Consider the following 23956-nt stretch of genomic DNA (forward strand, 5'->3'; position numbering starts at 1 on the left):
TTATTTTAAGTCAGCTAAGATTTTAGCTTTTAGTTTTGGAATTGTAAATCCAAATTGTTCAAATAATTCATTTGCAGGACCAGATGCACCAAAAGTATCCATACCGTAAACCACATCGGCAAATTTATAGTACTCTAAACCTCTAGCCGCCTCTACAGCAAATACTTTTGTATTTGGATCAATGATTGTATCAATATATGTTTTATCTTGTTCTACAAGTAAATCATAACAAGGAACAGAAACAATATTTGCAATTACACCCTCTTCTTCAAGTGCACATCCAGTTTGTAATGCAAGCATCAATTCACTTCCTGATGCCATAATTGTAACAGTTGCATTTTCTCTTTTCTTAACTAAATATCCACCATTTGCAACTTCACCAAAGGCTCTATCATCTTTTAGTACTTTTAATCCTTGTCTTGAACAAACAAAAGCACTAGGAGCATTTAATTTTAATGCCACTTTCCAAGAAGCAACATTTTCAGTAGCATCTGCTGGTCTAAATACATAAAAGTTTGGTAATGCTCTAAATTGAGTTAAGTGTTCAATTGGTTGGTGAGTTGGTCCATCTTCTCCAACACCAATAGAATCGTGAGTCCAAACAAAATGTTGTGGAATAGAAGCCAGTGCTGCAAGTCTAGCTGCTGGTTTTAAATAATCACTAAACACAAAAAATGTAGCAGAAAATACTCTAAATAATCCATATAAATTCATCGCATTACAAATAGATGCCATAGCGTGTTCTTTAATACCAAAGTGGATATTTTTACCAGTTGGGAAATCACCAGCACCTTTTAATTCTGTTTTATTAGATGGTGCTAAATCTGCACTTCCACCTATAAACCCAGGAATAGCTTGTGAAATAGCATTTAAAATTTTATGATTTGAATCTCTTGTAGCAACACTTGTATCTGCTTCAAATTCAGGATAATCAATAGAATCAAAATCAGGATTTTGCAACATCTCTATTTTCTCTTTTGATTGGGCACTTAAAGAAACATTCCAAGCTTTTTCAATCAATGACCCAGTTGTAGTTTTATCAAAAGCAGCTCTTACTTCATCAGATACAAAAAATGAATCTTCTGGATTGAATCCAGCTTTTACTTTAGAAGCAGCAATTTCATCAGCACCTAAAGGAGCACCATGTGTATGGTGACTTCCTTCCATAGTAGCAGCACCTTTCCCAATAGCAGTTTTTGCTATGATAAGTACTGGTTTTGTAGCAGTTTTTGCTTTTACAAGAGCTTCATCAATTTGAGTAAAATCATGACCATTGATTTCTAATACTTCAAAGTCAATAGCTTCAAATCTTTTTTTAACATCTTCACTCCAAGCAATAGAAGTATCACCTTCGATTGTAATAGAGTTTGAATCATAAATAATAACTAAATTATCAAGTCCTAAATGCCCAGCTGTTGCTGTTGCTTCATAAGAAAGACCTTCTTGTAAATCCCCATCTCCACATAAACAGAAAACTTTGTGATTGATTACATCTTCACTTAAAACATTTTTTGCATATTTACTTGCCATTGCAAATCCAACTGCATTTGCAATACCTTGTCCTAATGGTCCAGTTGTAATCTCTACACCATGAGTATGTCCATATTCTGGATGCCCTGGAGTTTTTGAATTTGTTTGTCTAAAGTTTTTGATATCTTCAATACTTACATCAAACCCCCAAAGATGTAATAATGAATAAACTAATCCAGTAGCATGACCACCTGAAAAAACTAATCTATCTCTATTTAGCCACTTTGAATTTGCTGGGTTTACATTTAAATGTTTACTCAATACCGTTGCAATGTCAGCAAGTCCCATAGGTGCACCTGGGTGTCCTGAGTTTGCTTTTTGAACCATATCTGAAGCCAAGAATCTGATTGTATCCGCTTGTTTTTGAAGTAAATTATTTGACATATCTTTCCTACTGTGTTGTGAGTTTTAAATTGTATTTTGCGGATTATAACTAATTTTTAATAAAGATAAAATTTGTAGAAAAGAGAAGTCTCTCTTTTCTACTTTTTATTACACATCAGGAGTAACTGAAACATCATCGTCAATTAAGACTTTTACATTTGATGTTCCAACTGTTCCTTGGTAAACATTAAATGTCTCTCCATCTATAGTCTCAGTACCTTGATTAGTCCAATTTGATTTATCATCAAAGGTAACTTTATCATCACTATCACCAAAGATTTTTAACTCATGATTCTCATCTGTAATATCTAAAATATCATCTAGATTTATATTCATCTCTTGTGCATGATTATTAGTTAAATCTATATTTTCGATATTTTTTATTTCTGTATGTTTTAAAATATCTTCTAGGTCAATCGTATCATTATTCATAATTAATGTGTCATTACCTGTTCCACCATCTATTGATTTCTCAGTTCCATTAAATACAATAGTGTCATCTCCTGCACCTGCATCAATAATATCAGCGCCACCTTTTCCATCTATATGTTCATTGGCATCAGTTCCTGTGATAGTATTTGCATGTTCATCACCCTCAATTGAAATTTTTGCAGATGTTGTTACAGTTGCTTGAGCATCATTTTCTGATTCTGTTGATGTTACACTCGCAGTCATTGAATTAACTTCACTTGACTCTAAATGTTTTGTAGAAACAAAAGTAAATTCTTCTTCTTTTGCATCTTCAATTGGTAACTGAACTGTTCCACCACTTACATCATATACATTTCCACTACTATCTTTAACAGATGTTATAGTATCAGGAATATTGTCTAATGTTACTTTTGATAAAGATTCACTTCCATCAACATCAGATAACAGTGCAGCTAAAGTAATAGTATAATTATATACTGTTGTAGATAATGGTGAAGTATTAAATACACTAGCATCTCCTTTAACTACTCCATCACTACATTTGATATTTTCGAAATTTGAAATTTTATTTTGAATATTATCTTCATTTTTATAATAATCATTAATAGTATAACCTTTTAGATATATAGAGTCGTTACCTTCTCCTCCATCTATTTTTACCCAGTCAAGATAACTACCTACTTTATCTTTAATAGTAATAAAGTCATCGCCTTTTCCTAAATCAATATTTCCGTTTAATATAACATCATCTCCAACATTAACTACATCATCTCCATCAAAAGTACCTAACCAACCTTTTACATCATTTTTTATATTTACATAATCATTACTATTAGTATAACTTTCACCATAAAGTGAAGAATCCCATTTCTCATAATTATAATTATTTTCAATTTCTTGAGAACCATTATCTTCTACACTAAAATACAGGCTTGGTGCACTTGCAACATTATCAATAGTATTTGTAATATTAATATTGACATCGAAACTTGTAGTATCACCATCTTCATCACTTGCATTAACTGTAAATGATTCTTTATCTTCAACTATATCTTTATTTGTACCACTATAACTATATTCACCTGTTTCAAAATTAAATTTAAGTGTTCCACCTGCACTTGTATTAAGAGATAAAACATTATCAGTTGCCTCAGATACAGTATGAGTAACACCATCAACTACAATAGAGTTAATTGTTTTCTCACCATCTCCACCTGTAATATTATCTGATACATCTCCATGTATAGTTGATTCAACAGTATTTTGTAGAGTTACATCCAAATCATCTGCATCATTTACAATAATTACATCATTATCTGAGTTAGATATTTCTTCTAAATAAGTAGTTATTGAATTATCTCCAATCCCAATAGAATATGCTTTATCAAAACCTAAATCTTTCCATTGTGTTGCAATATCATCATTTACAGAAGAAAGACTATATCCATTACCATCTCTATAGTATGTTCCATTATATTCACTCATTCCATATGTTGGTTTTCCATCAGATACAAAATAAGAAATAGTCTCTCCATTTAGTGGTGCTGGATTGTCTTTTAAACTATTAATTACTTTTAATAAAGCGTCATCATAATTAGTTCCACCATCTGCTTGTAAGTTATTTATTAAATTAATTGCAGTGTTTGCATCTAACCATACTTCACCCCCACTTGATAAAGTATTTCCATAATCACCAAATGTTGTAAGTAAAACTTTCACATTACCTGCATCATCATAGTTATTTATCATATTGATAATTGATTGTTTTGCAAGTGCTAATTTATTATCATCAGCCATGCTATTAGATATATCTATAGTAATTGCAAGATTTACATTTACTTGCCCAAAATCCAATGTTTTTGATTCATCTTCACTATAAACCAATGCATCACTATCAGTTGATTCTTTATAGTTTGTTCCATCTTCATTATCATTTGTTTCTGTTGCTCTTGCTGTGATACCTAAATCTATATTTTCTGTTCCTTTTGGAACTGTCATTTTGATGCTATCACTTATATCTTTTGTACCATCAGGTAAATTAACAGTCCATGTTCCATCATTATTATTTGTTAATGTATAAGATGAATTTGAAGAAGTAAATTCTGCACCTTCTGGAAGATTTGTTATTGTAACTGTTAAACTTTCACTTCCATCAACATCATTTAGTGCTGCATTAAAATCAACATTATATTCTTCAGTTGTTTCTATGGTTCCACTATCTTTATCTGATTCAAATACAACATTTTCAATATTTTTCACAACAAATTTAGAGCCTTGTAATGTTCCATTTCCATCAACTTCATATATAGTGAATTCTTTATTTTTATAACCTTCTGGGTCTTTGTTCATTTGAACATACTCTTCCCAGCTAATTAAGTGGTCTTCTCCTTGGTCAACACCAACTGATACTTTATAATCTTCCATTTTTCCAGAAAAGTGAAGAGTGTCTTGACCTTTTCCACCATCAATTATTGTATTTATATTAAAGTTTACATCACTATCTGAAGATAAATTGATAGTATCATTTCCATCTCCTAAATCAACTCTTGTATCTTGTACATTTCCATTAAACTGTACAACATCATCACCTGAACCTGTTGATACAGTATTGCCATCACTATTATTTCCAACAATTAAAGTATCATTTCCACTACCTGTACTCACATTACTTCTATTTAATGATTCACCCACACTTATAGTATTGTTTCCATCACCTAGATTTAAAGTTGTTTCATTTGTCCCTTGATTTACTATAAAGGTATCATTCCCTGCACCAGATTGTGTTGAACCTTGATTTAGACTTCCTGCAACTGTATAAGTATTATTACCTTCACCTAATTGAACATTTGCACTTGAACTTTGATTAACAACTACTTTATCATCTCCATCTCCAGTGTTGATATTTTTTCCATTATTTAAACTTTGGAATTCTAATGTGTCATTTCCTTTATCTGTAGTTATACTTGATGCATTTACATTTTGATAATCTTTTACAATATCATTTGTTCCTGAATAATTAAGATTGCTATCTAAATTTCCATCTTTACCTGTACCTTCATGTGGTGCTTGTAATACATCTAAACTATCAGAATTTGAATTTCCACTTCCATTTCCACCTTGGTTATGTTCACCACTTGTAGACTCAATTTTTGTAACATTTATACTTGCAGTTGGTGCATCTGCAACTGCTTTAATATTTATATCTGTCGTATAATCTACATCTTTAAATGTACCCTCTCCATCACCAATTTGGAATTTGAAACTTACATCATTATCACTATCTTCTTTTGGAACATATACCAAGTTTCCTGCTGCTACATTTGCTAAAGATATAACTTGTCCAGAATTAACTTCTATTTGTGTATCATGAGTAATAACATGACTATTACCATTTGCATCTATTACTGTTTCACCTTTATGAACAGTTAAATATAAAGTACCTTCACTTGGAATCTCTGTAACTTTAAACTCTTTTACTCCAGTACCAATATCACCAAAATCAGTCTCAGTTAATACATAAGTTTGATCTTCATTTATATTAATAACATCATCTGTAGATTTAAAGTCATCTTTAAATGAATCACTTAAATCAAAAGATTCACTAGCCGTATTTACTTTTTCATAGTTTCCGCCAATTATCTCTTTTACTTGAATATCAACATTTGATAAATCAGGAAAATCTTTTGCATCAAGAGTAAGAGTACCTCTTCCTGTAGCATTTAAATCTACTTCATACTCTTGTCCATTAACTTCTACAATTGCTGTTGCTTTTCCTTGTGGAGGATAATCTTCATCAATTTGAATATTAAATGTAATTTTCCCATCTGTTGTGCTAATATTTGTAACCTCAGGATCAATTACTTCTGTATATGAAATTTCATGTATCAAATAATCATCTTGTTCATTTGGAGCACTAAATTCTACATTATCAAAAGCCATAGGTTTACCATTTGCATCTGGAAATTCAAATGTATAAGCAAGATCAATTCTATCAGTCCCACCTTGTGCAGGAACTTCTTTTAATAGATTATTATTCATATCAAAATATCTAACAACAGCATCAACATCACTACCACCACCTGAAACAGTGGCATAGCCTATTTGTACTCCATCATTTGAAAATGTCATTTGCGCAGTTTCTTGATTATTTCTCCAAGCAAAAGAAACATCTAAAGAATTAACATCATTTGTAAAATCAAAAACAATCTTTTCATCATGTCCTAATTCACTATCTTCATTTGTATACCATGCAGTTCCTTTTACACCTAAACCTGCTGGATCATTTTTAATATATACATCAGTTTCATTTCCATCACGATTATATGCGGTAGCTGTAACTCCCGTTCCATCTTGATTTACAGTTGTTACATCAATAATCTTAGGCGCAGTTGCTACCGCATCAATTGTTATATCTATAGGAGTTATTGTATCATCTATATCTGCTGTTACTGTATTTGTATTTGGTGTTAATTTCTCAAAGTTTCCACCCTCTACACTTGTAATTGAATTATCTAATGTACTTGCATCTTTATATACATCTTCTGTATTTGGATTTGTTACTTCTAGTGTTCCTGTACTTCCTTCAGTAATTGTAATATCACCAAGTTTTGTATGTATTACTACTGGTGTATCACCTGCTACTACTGGGTTTGACAAGGTTGCTGTAAATGTTACTGTTCCTGCTGCCTCATTTGTATCTGTTGCACTTAAACTTACTGTTGTCTCATCAGCTGTTGGCTCTGTTACAGTTGTTTTTGCGGTATCACTTGTATCTAGGTTTTCATAATTTCCACCAGTAGTTCCTGTGATTGATACTGTCTCTGTTTTTCCATCTGTTTGTCCATATACATCATCAGCACTTGCTACTGTTACACTTCCAGTAGTTTCTCCAGCTTTAATTGTTATCTCTGATCCATTACTTAATGTGATTACTAAATCTGTCTCTGGTTTATGATCTACACTTGCAGTATATGTTATATCTTCACCTGCTTCTACACTCTCTGTTGCAGTAAGTGTTACTGTTGTATCATCTATTGTATCATCTATATCTGCTGTTACTGTATTTGTATTTGGTGTTAATTTCTCAAAGTTTCCACCCTCTACACTTGTAATTGAATTATCTAATGTACTTGCATCTTTATATACATCTTCTGTATTTGGATTTGTTACTTCTAGTGTTCCTGTACTTCCTTCAGTAATTGTAATATCACCAAGTTTTGTATGTATTACTACTGGTGTATCACCTGCTACTACTGGGTTTGACAAGGTTGCTGTAAATGTTACTGTTCCTGCTGCCTCATTTGTATCTGTTGCACTTAAACTTACTGTTGTCTCATCAGCTGTTGGCTCTGTTACAGTTGTTTTTGCGGTATCACTTGTATCTAGGTTTTCATAATTTCCACCAGTAGTTCCTGTGATTGATACTGTCTCTGTTTTTCCATCTGTTTGTCCATATACATCATCAGCACTTGCTACTGTTACACTTCCAGTAGTTTCTCCAGCTTTAATTGTTATCTCTGATCCATTACTTAATGTGATTACTAAATCTGTCTCTGGTTTATGATCTACACTTGCAGTATATGTTATATCTTCACCTGCTTCTACACTCTCTGTTGCAGTAAGTGTTACTGTTGTATCATCTATTGTATCATCTATATCTGCTGTTACTGTATTTGTATTTGGTGTTAATTTCTCAAAGTTTCCACCCTCTACACTTGTAATTGAATTATCTAATGTACTTGCATCTTTATATACATCTTCTGTATTTGGATTTGTTACTTCTAGTGTTCCTGTACTTCCTTCAGTAATTGTAATATCACCAAGTTTTGTATGTATTACTACTGGTGTATCACCTGCTACTACTGGGTTTGACAAGGTTGCTGTAAATGTTACTGTTCCTGCTGCCTCATTTGTATCTGTTGCACTTAAACTTACTGTTGTCTCATCAGCTGTTGGCTCTGTTACAGTTGTTTTTGCGGTATCACTTGTATCTAGGTTTTCATAATTTCCACCAGTAGTTCCTGTGATTGATACTGTCTCTGTTTTTCCATCTGTTTGTCCATATACATCATCAGCACTTGCTACTGTTACACTTCCAGTAGTTTCTCCAGCTTTAATTGTTATCTCTGATCCATTACTTAATGTGATTACTAAATCTGTCTCTGGTTTATGATCTACACTTGCAGTATATGTTATATCTTCACCTGCTTCTACACTCTCTGTTGCAGTAAGTGTTACTGTTGTATCATCTATTGTATCATCTATATCTGCTGTTACTGTATTTGTATTTGGTGTTAATTTCTCAAAGTTTCCACCCTCTACACTTGTAATTGAATTATCTAATGTACTTGCATCTTTATATACATCTTCTGTATTTGGATTTGTTACTTCTAGTGTTCCTGTACTTCCTTCAGTAATTGTAATATCACCAAGTTTTGTATGTATTACTACTGGTGTATCACCTGCTACTACTGGGTTTGACAAGGTTGCTGTAAATGTTACTGTTCCTGCTGCCTCATTTGTATCTGTTGCACTTAAACTTACTGTTGTCTCATCAGCTGTTGGCTCTGTTACAGTTGTTTTTGCGGTATCACTTGTATCTAGGTTTTCATAATTTCCACCAGTAGTTCCTGTGATTGATACTGTCTCTGTTTTTCCATCTGTTTGTCCATATACATCATCAGCACTTGCTACTGTTACACTTCCAGTAGTTTCTCCAGCTTTAATTGTTATCTCTGATCCATTACTTAATGTGATTACTAAATCTGTCTCTGGTTTATGATCTACACTTGCAGTATATGTTATATCTTCACCTGCTTCTACACTCTCTGTTGCAGTAAGTGTTACTGTTGTATCATCTATTGTATCATCTATATCTGCTGTTACTGTATTTGTATTTGGTGTTAATTTCTCAAAGTTTCCACCCTCTACACTTGTAATTGAATTATCTAATGTACTTGCATCTTTATATACATCTTCTGTATTTGGATTTGTTACTTCTAGTGTTCCTGTACTTCCTTCAGTAATTGTAATATCACCAAGTTTTGTATGTATTACTACTGGTGTATCACCTGCTACTACTGGGTTTGACAAGGTTGCTGTAAATGTTACTGTTCCTGCTGCCTCATTTGTATCTGTTGCACTTAAACTTACTGTTGTCTCATCAGCTGTTGGCTCTGTTACAGTTGTTTTTGCGGTATCACTTGTATCTAGGTTTTCATAATTTCCACCAGTAGTTCCTGTGATTGATACTGTCTCTGTTTTTCCATCTGTTTGTCCATATACATCATCAGCACTTGCTACTGTTACACTTCCAGTAGTTTCTCCAGCTTTAATTGTTATCTCTGATCCATTACTTAATGTGATTACTAAATCTGTCTCTGGTTTATGATCTACACTTGCAGTATATGTTATATCTTCACCTGCTTCTACACTCTCTGTTGCAGTAAGTGTTACTGTTGTATCATCTATTGTATCATCTATATCTGCTGTTACTGTATTTGTATTTGGTGTTAATTTCTCAAAGTTTCCACCCTCTACACTTGTAATTGAATTATCTAATGTACTTGCATCTTTATATACATCTTCTGTATTTGGATTTGTTACTTCTAGTGTTCCTGTACTTCCTTCAGTAATTGTAATATCACCAAGTTTTGTATGTATTACTACTGGTGTATCACCTGCTACTACTGGGTTTGACAAGGTTGCTGTAAATGTTACTGTTCCTGCTGCCTCATTTGTATCTGTTGCACTTAAACTTACTGTTGTCTCATCAGCTGTTGGCTCTGTTACAGTTGTTTTTGCGGTATCACTTGTATCTAGGTTTTCATAATTTCCACCAGTAGTTCCTGTGATTGATACTGTCTCTGTTTTTCCATCTGTTTGTCCATATACATCATCAGCACTTGCTACTGTTACACTTCCAGTAGTTTCTCCAGCTTTAATTGTTATCTCTGATCCATTACTTAATGTGATTACTAAATCTGTCTCTGGTTTATGATCTACACTTGCAGTATATGTTATATCTTCACCTGCTTCTACACTCTCTGTTGCAGTAAGTGTTACTGTTGTATCATCTATTGTATCATCTATATCTGCTGTTACTGTATTTGTATTTGGTGTTAATTTCTCAAAGTTTCCACCCTCTACACTTGTAATTGAATTATCTAATGTACTTGCATCTTTATATACATCTTCTGTATTTGGATTTGTTACTTCTAGTGTTCCTGTACTTCCTTCAGTAATTGTAATATCACCAAGTTTTGTATGTATTACTACTGGTGTATCACCTGCTACTACTGGGTTTGACAAGGTTGCTGTAAATGTTACTGTTCCTGCTGCCTCATTTGTATCTGTTGCACTTAAACTTACTGTTGTCTCATCAGCTGTTGGCTCTGTTACAGTTGTTTTTGCGGTATCACTTGTATCTAGGTTTTCATAATTTCCACCAGTAGTTCCTGTGATTGATACTGTCTCTGTTTTTCCATCTGTTTGTCCATATACATCATCAGCACTTGCTACTGTTACACTTCCAGTAGTTTCTCCAGCTTTAATTGTTATCTCTGATCCATTACTTAATGTGATTACTAAATCTGTCTCTGGTTTATGATCTACACTTGCAGTATATGTTATATCTTCACCTGCTTCTACACTCTCTGTTGCAGTAAGTGTTACTGTTGTATCATCTATTGTATCATCTATATCTGCTGTTACTGTATTTGTATTTGGTGTTAATTTCTCAAAGTTTCCACCCTCTACACTTGTAATTGAATTATCTAATGTACTTGCATCTTTATATACATCTTCTGTATTTGGATTTGTTACTTCTAGTGTTCCTGTACTTCCTTCAGTAATTGTAATATCACCAAGTTTTGTATGTATTACTACTGGTGTATCACCTGCTACTACTGGGTTTGACAAGGTTGCTGTAAATGTTACTGTTCCTGCTGCCTCATTTGTATCTGTTGCACTTAAACTTACTGTTGTCTCATCAGCTGTTGGCTCTGTTACAGTTGTTTTTGCGGTATCACTTGTATCTAGGTTTTCATAATTTCCACCAGTAGTTCCTGTGATTGATACTGTCTCTGTTTTTCCATCTGTTTGTCCATATACATCATCAGCACTTGCTACTGTTACACTTCCAGTAGTTTCTCCAGCTTTAATTGTTATCTCTGATCCATTACTTAATGTGATTACTAAATCTGTCTCTGGTTTATGATCTACACTTGCAGTATATGTTATATCTTCACCTGCTTCTACACTCTCTGTTGCAGTAAGTGTTACTGTTGTATCATCTATTGTATCATCTATATCTGCTGTTACTGTATTTGTATTTGGTGTTAATTTCTCAAAGTTTCCACCCTCTACACTTGTAATTGAATTATCTAATGTACTTGCATCTTTATATACATCTTCTGTATTTGGATTTGTTACTTCTAGTGTTCCTGTACTTCCTTCAGTAATTGTAATATCACCAAGTTTTGTATGTATTACTACTGGTGTATCACCTGCTACTACTGGGTTTGACAAGGTTGCTGTAAATGTTACTGTTCCTGCTGCCTCATTTGTATCTGTTGCACTTAAACTTACTGTTGTCTCATCAGCTGTTGGCTCTGTTACAGTTGTTTTTGCGGTATCACTTGTATCTAGGTTTTCATAATTTCCACCAGTAGTTCCTGTGATTGATACTGTCTCTGTTTTTCCATCTGTTTGTCCATATACATCATCAGCACTTGCTACTGTTACACTTCCAGTAGTTTCTCCAGCTTTAATTGTTATCTCTGATCCATTACTTAATGTGATTACTAAATCTGTCTCTGGTTTATGATCTACACTTGCAGTATATGTTATATCTTCACCTGCTTCTACACTCTCTGTTGCAGTAAGTGTTACTGTTGTATCATCTATTGTATCATCTATATCTGCTGTTACTGTATTTGTATTTGGTGTTAATTTCTCAAAGTTTCCACCCTCTACACTTGTAATTGAATTATCTAATGTACTTGCATCTTTATATACATCTTCTGTATTTGGATTTGTTACTTCTAGTGTTCCTGTACTTCCTTCAGTAATTGTAATATCACCAAGTTTTGTATGTATTACTACTGGTGTATCACCTGCTACTACTGGGTTTGACAAGGTTGCTGTAAATGTTACTGTTCCTGCTGCCTCATTTGTATCTGTTGCACTTAAACTTACTGTTGTCTCATCAGCTGTTGGCTCTGTTACAGTTGTTTTTGCGGTATCACTTGTATCTAGGTTTTCATAATTTCCACCAGTAGTTCCTGTGATTGATACTGTCTCTGTTTTTCCATCTGTTTGTCCATATACATCATCAGCACTTGCTACTGTTACACTTCCAGTAGTTTCTCCAGCTTTAATTGTTATCTCTGATCCATTACTTAATGTGATTACTAAATCTGTCTCTGGTTTATGATCTACACTTGCAGTATATGTTATATCTTCACCTGCTTCTACACTCTCTGTTGCAGTAAGTGTTACTGTTGTATCATCTATTGTATCATCTATATCTGCTGTTACTGTATTTGTATTTGGTGTTAATTTCTCAAAGTTTCCACCCTCTACACTTGTAATTGAATTATCTAATGTACTTGCATCTTTATATACATCTTCTGTATTTGGATTTGTTACTTCTAGTGTTCCTGTACTTCCTTCAGTAATTGTAATATCACCAAGTTTTGTATGTATTACTACTGGTGTATCACCTGCTACTACTGGGTTTGACAAGGTTGCTGTAAATGTTACTGTTCCTGCTGCCTCATTTGTATCTGTTGCACTTAAACTTACTGTTGTCTCATCAGCTGTTGGCTCTGTTACAGTTGTTTTTGCGGTATCACTTGTATCTAGGTTTTCATAATTTCCACCAGTAGTTCCTGTGATTGATACTGTCTCTGTTTTTCCATCTGTTTGTCCATATACATCATCAGCACTTGCTACTGTTACACTTCCAGTAGTTTCTCCAGCTTTAATTGTTATCTCTGATCCATTACTTAATGTGATTACTAAATCTGTCTCTGGTTTATGATCTACACTTGCAGTATATGTTATATCTTCACCTGCTTCTACACTCTCTGTTGCAGTAAGTGTTACTGTTGTATCATCTATTGTATCATCTATATCTGCTGTTACTGTATTTGTATTTGGTGTTAATTTCTCAAAGTTTCCACCCTCTACACTTGTAATTGAATTATCTAATGTACTTGCATCTTTATATACATCTTCTGTATTTGGATTTGTTACTTCTAGTGTTCCTGTACTTCCTTCAGTAATTGTAATATCACCAAGTTTTGTATGTATTACTACTGGTGTATCACCTGCTACTACTGGGTTTGACAAGGTTGCTGTAAATGTTACTGTTCCTGCTGCCTCATTTGTATCTGTTGCACTTAAACTTACTGTTGTCTCATCAGCTGTTGGCTCTGTTACAGTTGTTTTTGCGGTATCACTTGTATCTAGGTTTTCATAATTTCCACCAGTAGTTCCTGTGATTGATACTGTCTCTGTTTTTCCATCTGTTTGTCCATATACATCATCAGCACTTGCTACTGTTACACTTCCAGTAGTTTCTCCAGCTTTAATTGTTATCTCTGATCCATTACTTAATGTGATTACTAAATCTGTCTCTGGTTTATGATCTACACTTGCAGTATATGTTATATCTTCACCTGCTTCTACACTCTCTGTTGCAGTAAGTGTTACTGTTGTATCATCTATTGTATCATCTATATCTGCTGTTACTGTATTTGTATTTGGTGTTAATTTCTCAAAGTTTCCACCCTCTACACTTGTAATTGAATTATCTAATGTACTTGCATCTTTATATACATCTTCTGTATTTGGATTTGTTACTTCTAGTGTTCCTGTACTTCCTTCAGTAATTGTAATATCACCAAGTTTTGTATGTATTACTACTGGTGTATCACCTGCTACTACTGGGTTTGACAAGGTTGCTGTAAATGTTACTGTTCCTGCTGCCTCATTTGTATCTGTTGCACTTAAACTTACTGTTGTCTCATCAGCTGTTGGCTCTGTTACAGTTGTTTTTGCGGTATCACTTGTATCTAGGTTTTCATAATTTCCACCAGTAGTTCCTGTGATTGATACTGTCTCTGTTTTTCCATCTGTTTGTCCATATACATCATCAGCACTTGCTACTGTTACACTTCCAGTAGTTTCTCCAGCTTTAATTGTTATCTCTGATCCATTACTTAATGTGATTACTAAATCTGTCTCTGGTTTATGATCTACACTTGCAGTATATGTTATATCTTCACCTGCTTCTACACTCTCTGTTGCAGTAAGTGTTACTGTTGTATCATCTATTGTATCATCTATATCTGCTGTTACTGTATTTGTATTTGGTGTTAATTTCTCAAAGTTTCCACCCTCTACACTTGTAATTGAATTATCTAATGTACTTGCATCTTTATATACATCTTCTGTATTTGGATTTGTTACTTCTAGTGTTCCTGTACTTCCTTCAGTAATTGTAATATCACCAAGTTTTGTATGTATTACTACTGGTGTATCACCTGCTACTACTGGGTTTGACAAGGTTGCTGTAAATGTTACTGTTCCTGCTGCCTCATTTGTATCTGTTGCACTTAAACTTACTGTTGTCTCATCAGCTGTTGGCTCTGTTACAGTTGTTTTTGCGGTATCACTTGTATCTAGGTTTTCATAATTTCCACCAGTAGTTCCTGTGATTGATACTGTCTCTGTTTTTCCATCTGTTTGTCCATATACATCATCAGCACTTGCTACTGTTACACTTCCAGTAGTTTCTCCAGCTTTAATTGTTATCTCTGATCCATTACTTAATGTGATTACTAAATCTGTCTCTGGTTTATGATCTACACTTGCAGTATATGTTATATCTTCACCTGCTTCTACACTCTCTGTTGCAGTAAGTGTTACTGTTGTATCATCTATTGTATCATCTATATCTGCTGTTACTGTATTTGTATTTGGTGTTAATTTCTCAAAGTTTCCACCCTCTACACTTGTAATTGAATTATCTAATGTACTTGCATCTTTATATACATCTTCTGTATTTGGATTTGTTACTTCTAGTGTTCCTGTACTTCCTTCAGTAATTGTAATATCACCAAGTTTTGTATGTATTACTACTGGTGTATCACCTGCTACTACTGGGTTTGACAAGGTTGCTGTAAATGTTACTGTTCCTGCTGCCTCATTTGTATCTGTTGCACTTAAACTTACTGTTGTCTCATCAGCTGTTGGCTCTGTTACAGTTGTTTTTGCGGTATCACTTGTATCTAGGTTTTCATAATTTCCACCAGTAGTTCCTGTGATTGATACTGTCTCTGTTTTTCCATCTGTTTGTCCATATACATCATCAGCACTTGCTACTGTTACACTTCCAGTAGTTTCTCCAGCTTTAATTGTTATCTCTGATCCATTACTTAATGTGATTACTAAATCTGTCTCTGGTTTATGATCTACACTTGCAGTATATGTTATATCTTCACCTGCTTCTACACTCTCTGTTGCAGTAAGTGTTACTGTTGTATCATCTATTGTATCATCTATATCTGCTGTTACTGTATTTGTATTTGGTGTTAATTTCTCAAAGTTTCCACCCTCTACACTTGTAATTGAATTATCTAATGTACTTGCATCTTTATATACATCTTCTGTATTTGGATTTGTTACTTCTAGTGTTCCTGTACTTCCTTCAGTAATTGTAATATCACCAAGTTTTGTATGTATTACTACTGGTGTATCACCTGCTACTACTGGGTTTGACAAGGTTGCTGTAAATGTTACTGTTCCTGCTGCCTCATTTGTATCTGTTGCACTTAAACTTACTGTTGTCTCATCAGCTGTTGGCTCTGTTACAGTTGTTTTTGCGGTATCACTTGTATCTAGGTTTTCATAATTTCCACCAGTAGTTCCTGTGATTGATACTGTCTCTGTTTTTCCATCTGTTTGTCCATATACATCATCAGCACTTGCTACTGTTACACTTCCAGTAGTTTCTCCAGCTTTAATTGTTATCTCTGATCCATTACTTAATGTGATTACTAAATCTGTCTCTGGTTTATGATCTACACTTGCAGTATATGTTATATCTTCACCTGCTTCTACACTCTCTGTTGCAGTAAGTGTTACTGTTGTATCATCTATTGTATCATCTATATCTGCTGTTACTGTATTTGTATTTGGTGTTAATTTCTCAAAGTTTCCACCCTCTACACTTGTAATTGAATTATCTAATGTACTTGCATCTTTATATACATCTTCTGTATTTGGATTTGTTACTTCTAGTGTTCCTGTACTTCCTTCAGTAATTGTAATATCACCAAGTTTTGTATGTATTACTACTGGTGTATCACCTGCTACTACTGGGTTTGACAAGGTTGCTGTAAATGTTACTGTTCCTGCTGCCTCATTTGTATCTGTTGCACTTAAACTTACTGTTGTCTCATCAGCTGTTGGCTCTGTTACAGTTGTTTTTGCGGTATCACTTGTATCTAGGTTTTCATAATTTCCACCAGTAGTTCCTGTGATTGATACTGTCTCTGTTTTTCCATCTGTTTGTCCATATACATCATCAGCACTTGCTACTGTTACACTTCCAGTAGTTTCTCCAGCTTTAATTGTTATCTCTGATCCATTACTTAATGTGATTACTAAATCTGTCTCTGGTTTATGATCTACACTTGCAGTATATGTTATATCTTCACCTGCTTCTACACTCTCTGTTGCAGTAAGTGTTACTGTTGTATCATCTATTGTATCATCTATATCTGCTGTTACTGTATTTGTATTTGGTGTTAATTTCTCAAAGTTTCCACCCTCTACACTTGTAATTGAATTATCTAATGTACTTGCATCTTTATATACATCTTCTGTATTTGGATTTGTTACTTCTAGTGTTCCTGTACTTCCTTCAGTAATTGTAATATCACCAAGTTTTGTATGTATTACTACTGGTGTATCACCTGCTACTACTGGGTTTGACAAGGTTGCTGTAAATGTTACTGTTCCTGCTGCCTCATTTGTATCTGTTGCACTTAAACTTACTGTTGTCTCATCAGCTGTTGGCTCTGTTACAGTTGTTTTTGCGGTATCACTTGTATCTAGGTTTTCATAATTTCCACCAGTAGTTCCTGTGATTGATACTGTCTCTGTTTTTCCATCTGTTTGTCCATATACATCATCAGCACTTGCTACTGTTACACTTCCAGTAGTTTCTCCAGCTTTAATTGTTATCTCTGATCCATTACTTAATGTGATTACTAAATCTGTCTCTGGTTTATGATCTACACTTGCAGTATATGTTATATCTTCACCTGCTTCTACACTCTCTGTTGCAGTAAGTGTTACTGTTGTATCATCTATTGTATCATCTATATCTGCTGTTACTGTATTTGTATTTGGTGTTAATTTCTCAAAGTTTCCACCCTCTACACTTGTAATTGAATTATCTAATGTACTTGCATCTTTATATACATCTTCTGTATTTGGATTTGTTACTTCTAGTGTTCCTGTACTTCCTTCAGTAATTGTAATATCACCAAGTTTTGTATGTATTACTACTGGTGTATCACCTGCTACTACTGGGTTTGACAAGGTTGCTGTAAATGTTACTGTTCCTGCTGCCTCATTTGTATCTGTTGCACTTAAACTTACTGTTGATGTTACTGTAGTTGATGGAGAAACTGATGTTCCGGTATCTTCTGGATCGTTTGGAGTAGGAGTACCTCCTGTTCCAGGTACATTTAATATTGATTTTGTTGTTCTAAATCCATCAGGTCTTTCTCCTGGATTTAAATCTAAAGGAATATCATTATCTGTAGCATTTGGAGTAGTAGACGAATCTGAAAGTACTTCTCCTGCTGCTGATGCTTCCATTGCACTTGCTAAAGAACCAAAGTCATCAATTATAACCCCATATGGTTTATCTGCATTAGCTAAATTTTCATCAAATCGAGCTTCTAAATCTTTTATAATATCATCACTTTTAAAATCAGGGTTTAAAACTGTTTCTTTTAAATCAGTCACTCCCTCTTTGTCATAAATTACTGAAAGTACAGTCTTATTTACTTCACCATTTGATTTAATAAGATCGGCCATTCCATCAAAAGTTAATTTTAATTTTGGATTAGTACCTAAAGTCAATTGAATTGTACTCTCTCCATCAATCAAATTTAGAGCATATCCAGGATTTTTAGAATTATCTAAAAAATATTGTTCACCTTCTTTTGGAGTAAAAGTTGTATTTTTGTTAACTTCTATTTCTCTATAACTTCCATTTGGTTGTTTAATAATCAGATTCATTTTTAGACCTTTTAGTGAATATTTTGTATATTATATATAAAAAAAGTCTCTAAAAAGTCTCTATTATGAAAAAATAAAGTTTCTTATAATTTCAATTATTATTTATTCTAAAAAATTATTTTATTGGGTTATTATGAGTAATTATTTTAAATTCGGCACCTAAATTATTATTATTAACTAAAAGTTTACCATTCATATTATTTTCGATTATTAGCTTAGACATAAAAAGTCCAACTCCAGTTCCATTTTTTTTGCCATGGGTAAAAAAAGGTTTAAAAATATCTTCAAGGGGATTTACTTTTATTCCACCTGCATTGTCTTCTATTTTTAAAATAACTTCAGAATTTTCTTCTTTCACACTAATAGTAATTTTAGGATTTAATATTTTTCTATCTACTAATGCATCTTTTGCATTATTAAGAAGATTTATTAAAACTTGAGTATATTCATTTTTGTAACCAATTATTTTAGGATTTTTACTTACTCTTATTTCAAGTAGTATATCATTTGCTTTTAAACTAGCACTTGTAAGTCTATATGCAGTATTTATTTCTTCTAATACTTTAAATTCTTCTATTTTTTTATTTGTAGCAAAAAAATTCCTAAAATCATCAATTGTATTTGACATATATTTTGTAATAATATTCAAATTTTCAATTGATTCTTTTAACTCTTCTTGTTTCACTTCCATATTTAGATTTAATTTACCTTCAATAGGAATGAATAAAGAAGATATTTCCATCAAAGGCTGTCTCCATTGATGAGAAATATTATTTAACATCTCTCCTAAAGCAGCCATTTTATTTTGAGCAAACAGAAGCTTATCTTTTTGTCGATTTTTTTCAATCTCATTTTCAATAAGAATTTGCAATTCTTTATTCTTCTTTGATAAGGATAAAAATTTTTCTTCTTTTTTCTCCATATTTAATAACCAAACCTTTGTCCAAATTCAAAATCTGGTTTTACAACTTCATTACCTTTTGTATTTATATATCCCACTTTTTTATTTAAAACTACTTTTGTAAATTTTGAATAAAAATTATTTATGTAGTCATACTTTGGCTCAATAATAACTTCACATTTCTTATTTATAAACCCCCATTTATCATCAAGTTCAGTTCTTGCAAACGAATTTACAAGAGGAAATATTTCATCATATTTCCCATCTAATAATACTTTCATATTATTTGAAATACAACCCCATTTATTATTAGGGAACTGCACAAAAGCAACTCCATTTGTAAACTCTTTTGCGCCTAAATAAAATGGCTTTTGCACTACTTCGAAGTTTTTATTTACATAGCCATATTTATCATTTTCTTTTATAATAAAAAACTTATTGTAAAATTTTGAGATGTAGTCATATTTTGCTACTAATAAAAACTTATTTTTATCATTAATTATTCCATACTTATTATTTTGTTTAACAATAGAATAATACTCACTGTCTTTATTCTTTTCATTAATACTTTCAAAAGGAGTAGCATCTTCGTAAACTTTATTGAGGTTAAGTTTATCTTTTTCTTGTAAAATCATATATTTATTATCTTTTATTACAAGAATTGAATTTTCTTTTGAACTACACCCAATTATTAAAAAAGAAGTTGCAAGATATAAAACTGCTAGGTATAATTTATTCATAATATTTCCTTTATCTTTCATGTAATGCATTATCTTTTGTTTTCAATATAGGTTTCAAAATAAAATCAAGTATTGTTTTTTTACCTGTAATAATATCAACTGTAGCAACCATCCCTGGTATGATAGGGAGTTTTATCCCATTTCTTTCAAGATAATTTTTATTTGTTTTTATTAAAACTCTATAATAACTTTTCCCTTCTTTTGATTCTTTATCTATAATACTATCAGCAGATATCTCAATAATCTTACCTTCAAGTCCACCATAAATAGAAAAATCATAAGCAGTAATTTTTACTATTGCCTTTTGACTTGGATTAATAAAAGCAATATCTTTGGGATCAATTTTAGCATCTACTACTAAAACATCACTCTCTGGAACAATTTCTATAAGATCAACACCTGATTGAACAACACCTCCAATCGTATTATAATAAAGTTGTTTCACAATTCCATCAACAGGTGAAGTAAGAATTGTCTTTGCAACTTTATCTTTATCTCCTACCATTTTTGCTTCAAATTTATTAATTAAACTTGCCGTCTCTTGGAGTTTTTTAGAAGATTCTGCCTTAAAAGTATTGATTTTTTCTGTCATTCTGCTTTTAGCTTCTTCAATTGCTAATTTTGATCTTTTTACAGATAATAAGGCAGCTTCCAAATCACCTGTTGTTTTGTTATACTCTTTTTCTACATCAAGTAAATCGTATTTTGATTTAACACCTCTATTTACTAATCTTTGAATAGTAAGCCTTTGTTCTTTTATTATGTTATAACTTTTACTCAAATTTTTGATTGTATTTTCTATTTCTTTTAATTCTTGCTCTTTTTGTCCTGCTTGATTTTCCAATACTTTTACAGACGATTTTAGTTCATTAAATCTATTTATTAACAATCTTTTTTCTAAAATATCATATCTAGAAGGATCATTCATAACTTCTTTTGGAAAAACTAAAGTTGGTAATTCTTTATTTATATCAATATTTGATTCAACTTCTAATCTTACTTTCACAGCAAGTAAACTTAAATACTCTTGTTTACTCTCTTCTAAAGTTGCTTGAAATCTTGTTGTATCAATTTTCATCAAAGGAGTACCTTTTTTTACAATTTGCCCCTCTTTTACTAAAATTTCTGAAATAATACCACCATCAAGTGACTGTATTTTTTGTATTTTATCAGTGGGAATTACTTTTCCTTGTCCCCTTGCCAATTCATCTATTTCAGCAAAGGCTGCCCAAATAATAGCAATAGTAAATAATGATATAATAAATAAAAAAAGTATATTTGCAAACTTTGTTGGACTTTCATTTGCATTTGAATAACTTGTATATATAAATTCTAAATCTTTTGTTTCATTATCTTCTAGTCCATAAAGTCTTTTAAACCACCCAGAAACATTACCACTTAGGTCTTTTACGTTAATTACTTGCGACAATAATAATCTAACTTTACTCATTTTTGCCACCTTTATTTGATTTATATAGACCTTCTTTAGGCCCATCAAAAACAATATTCCCATTATCTAACACAATAACCCTATCAACAAGATCCAATATTGAAGTTTTGTGAGTAACTATAATTACAGTCTTATCTTGTATAATATTTTTTAATTTTTTAATAAAAGCTTTTTCAGTTTGACTATCCATTGAGTTTGTTGGCTCATCTAACATCAATATATTTGGATCGGAAATAAGTGCTCTTGCCAAAGTTACACTTTGTCTTTCTCCTCCACTTAATCCATCACCTCTTTCACCTACCATTAAATCAAAACCAGCTTCATGTTTACCTAGAAATTCATCAAGACCTGCAATCTTTGACACAGATATTAACTCCTCATCAGATACATATTGTTCACCAATTGTTATATTATCTTTAATAGTTCCCATAAATAAAAATGGTTCTTGAGGAACTACTCCAATTGAACTTCTTAAATCAATAGGATCTATTTGTCTAACATCTACTTCATCGACAAGTATTGAACCATTTGTTGGCTCATATAAATTCATGATAAGTTTTAATAAAGTAGATTTTCCAGTACCAATTTTTCCTAATATTGCTACTTTTTCACCTTTTTTAATTGTCATATTAAGATTATTTAGTATCTTGTATTTACTCTGTTTATATGAAAAATCGACATTTTTAAATTCTATATTACCATTTAAATTAGGTCTACTAATATAATTCTTATTTTCTTTTTCAACTGGCATTTTCATGATTTCATCTAAATTATTCAAGGAAAGCATTGTTTTATCGTATCTCATTATTAAAGAAACTAATTGTGAGACAGGTGCTATTGTTCGACCATTTAACATCATAGAAGCAATGATTGCACCCATTGTTATATCACCTTCACTTGCTAAATAAACTCCACCTGCAACAATCGCTATATTTGAGAACTGCGCTATATAGGCTGTAAAGAAAGTGATACTTTGAGATAAAAACTGACCTTTATCTGCAAAATGTACTGTTTTTCCAACACTTTGATCCCAATTTGTTCTCATTCTATTTTGTGCTTTCACACTTTTAATAATTTCAAGTCCAGTAACTGTTTCTATAAGTGTTGTTTGTTTTATTTGTTCTTCTTTTACTGATTTTTCAATTATGGTTTTTAGTGGTCTTTGCATATACCAAGATGTTCCAATAGAAAGAAGTACTGTTGCAAGAGTAATTAAAACAAGAGGTCCTGAAATATAAAATATTACTATTAAAAAAAATATGGCAAAAGGAAAATCCACAAAAGCAGCAACAGTTGCACTTGTAAAAAACTCTCTAACACTCTCAAATGATTGTAATCTACTTACAAATTGTCCAGTTGAAGCTGGTTTTGAATCAATTTTTATATTTAATACATGGTTAAATATTTTATTTGCGATAATAGTATCAGTTCTTTTGCTAGCAATACCTAAAAAATATGCTCTTAATATCTTCATTATAAAATCAAATAACATCACAAAACTAATGCCTATAAAAAGTACCCACATAGTATCAATAGCATTATTTGGTAAAACCCTATCATAAACATTCATTGTAAATAAAGGAGTAGCTAAAATAAAAAGATTTATAAACAAAGATACTAAAATAACTTGATTATAAAGACCTTTATTTCTAGCTAATGTTCCCCAAAACCACTCTTTTGGAGTTTCTACAAGAATTTCTTTATCTATTCTATTATTAAAATTATATTCTGGTTTTATAATTATTACTTCACCTATAAACTCAGAATTTAATTTTTCTAAAGATATTTCAGTCTCTCCAGAACTAACACCTGGAAGTATTATTTTAGCAATTGATGTTTTTTCATTATAATCTAAAAGTACACAAGATCTATTCTTTTCCAATAATAAAACTGCGGGCAATGCCAATTTTGTGAGATTTTGTACATTTTCTCTTTTTACAGTTTTTGTTGTTAATCCAATTCTCTTAGAAGCTTTTATAAACATAGGTAAATCAAAAGATCTATTATGTATAGGAAGATTAAATTTTAAAGAACCAGCTGAAGTTTCTCTTTTATAATATTTTGCCAAAAATAGTAAACACTCTAAGAGTGTATCTACTTCTCTTCGATCTTGTAAAGTGTTTAAATCTCGTTCTTCATTTTCCATGCTACTCAAAATAGACCTTTCTTATAATTATAGTTATAGTTTAATAC

General features: G+C 32.2%; 5 protein-coding genes and 1 pseudogene. All 6 read right to left on the bottom strand.

The features are described 5' to 3' along the window. A pseudogene (gene tkt, locus ACNI3D_RS13270) lies at nucleotides 1-1917 on the bottom strand (transketolase); the annotation flags it as partial. A 105-nt stretch (nucleotides 1918-2022) separates the two neighbouring features. After that, nucleotides 2023-18672 (bottom strand): immunoglobulin-like domain-containing protein, encoded by a 16650-nt coding sequence (locus ACNI3D_RS13275; RefSeq protein WP_419767336.1) that lies wholly within the window; start codon nucleotides 18670-18672, stop codon nucleotides 2023-2025. A 115-nt stretch (nucleotides 18673-18787) separates the two neighbouring features. Further along, nucleotides 18788-19594 carry a sensor histidine kinase gene (locus tag ACNI3D_RS13280; protein WP_419767337.1) on the bottom strand — a complete coding sequence of 269 codons (807 nt, stop codon included), beginning with the start codon at nucleotides 19592-19594 and terminating at the stop codon, nucleotides 18788-18790. Between the two features lie 2 nt (nucleotides 19595-19596). Beyond that, nucleotides 19597-20313, bottom strand: a complete 717-nt coding sequence (locus ACNI3D_RS13285) for a WG repeat-containing protein (protein WP_164969785.1) — start codon at nucleotides 20311-20313, stop codon at nucleotides 19597-19599. A gap of 10 nt (nucleotides 20314-20323) precedes the next feature. Continuing rightward, complete coding sequence (locus ACNI3D_RS13290) at nucleotides 20324-21763, bottom strand: HlyD family type I secretion periplasmic adaptor subunit (protein WP_129101425.1); 1440 nt, start codon at nucleotides 21761-21763, stop codon at nucleotides 20324-20326. After that, complete coding sequence (locus ACNI3D_RS13295; RefSeq protein WP_419768997.1) at nucleotides 21756-23909, bottom strand: type I secretion system permease/ATPase; 2154 nt, start codon at nucleotides 23907-23909, stop codon at nucleotides 21756-21758. Before ACNI3D_RS13295 ends, ACNI3D_RS13290 begins: the two co-directional genes overlap by 8 nt. Nucleotides 23910-23956: the final 47 nt, after the last annotated feature.

The sequence above is a fragment of the Arcobacter siniprincipis (SeqCode) genome (assembly GCF_048571125.1).
GTDB classification, from domain to species: domain Bacteria; phylum Campylobacterota; class Campylobacteria; order Campylobacterales; family Arcobacteraceae; genus Arcobacter; species Arcobacter siniprincipis.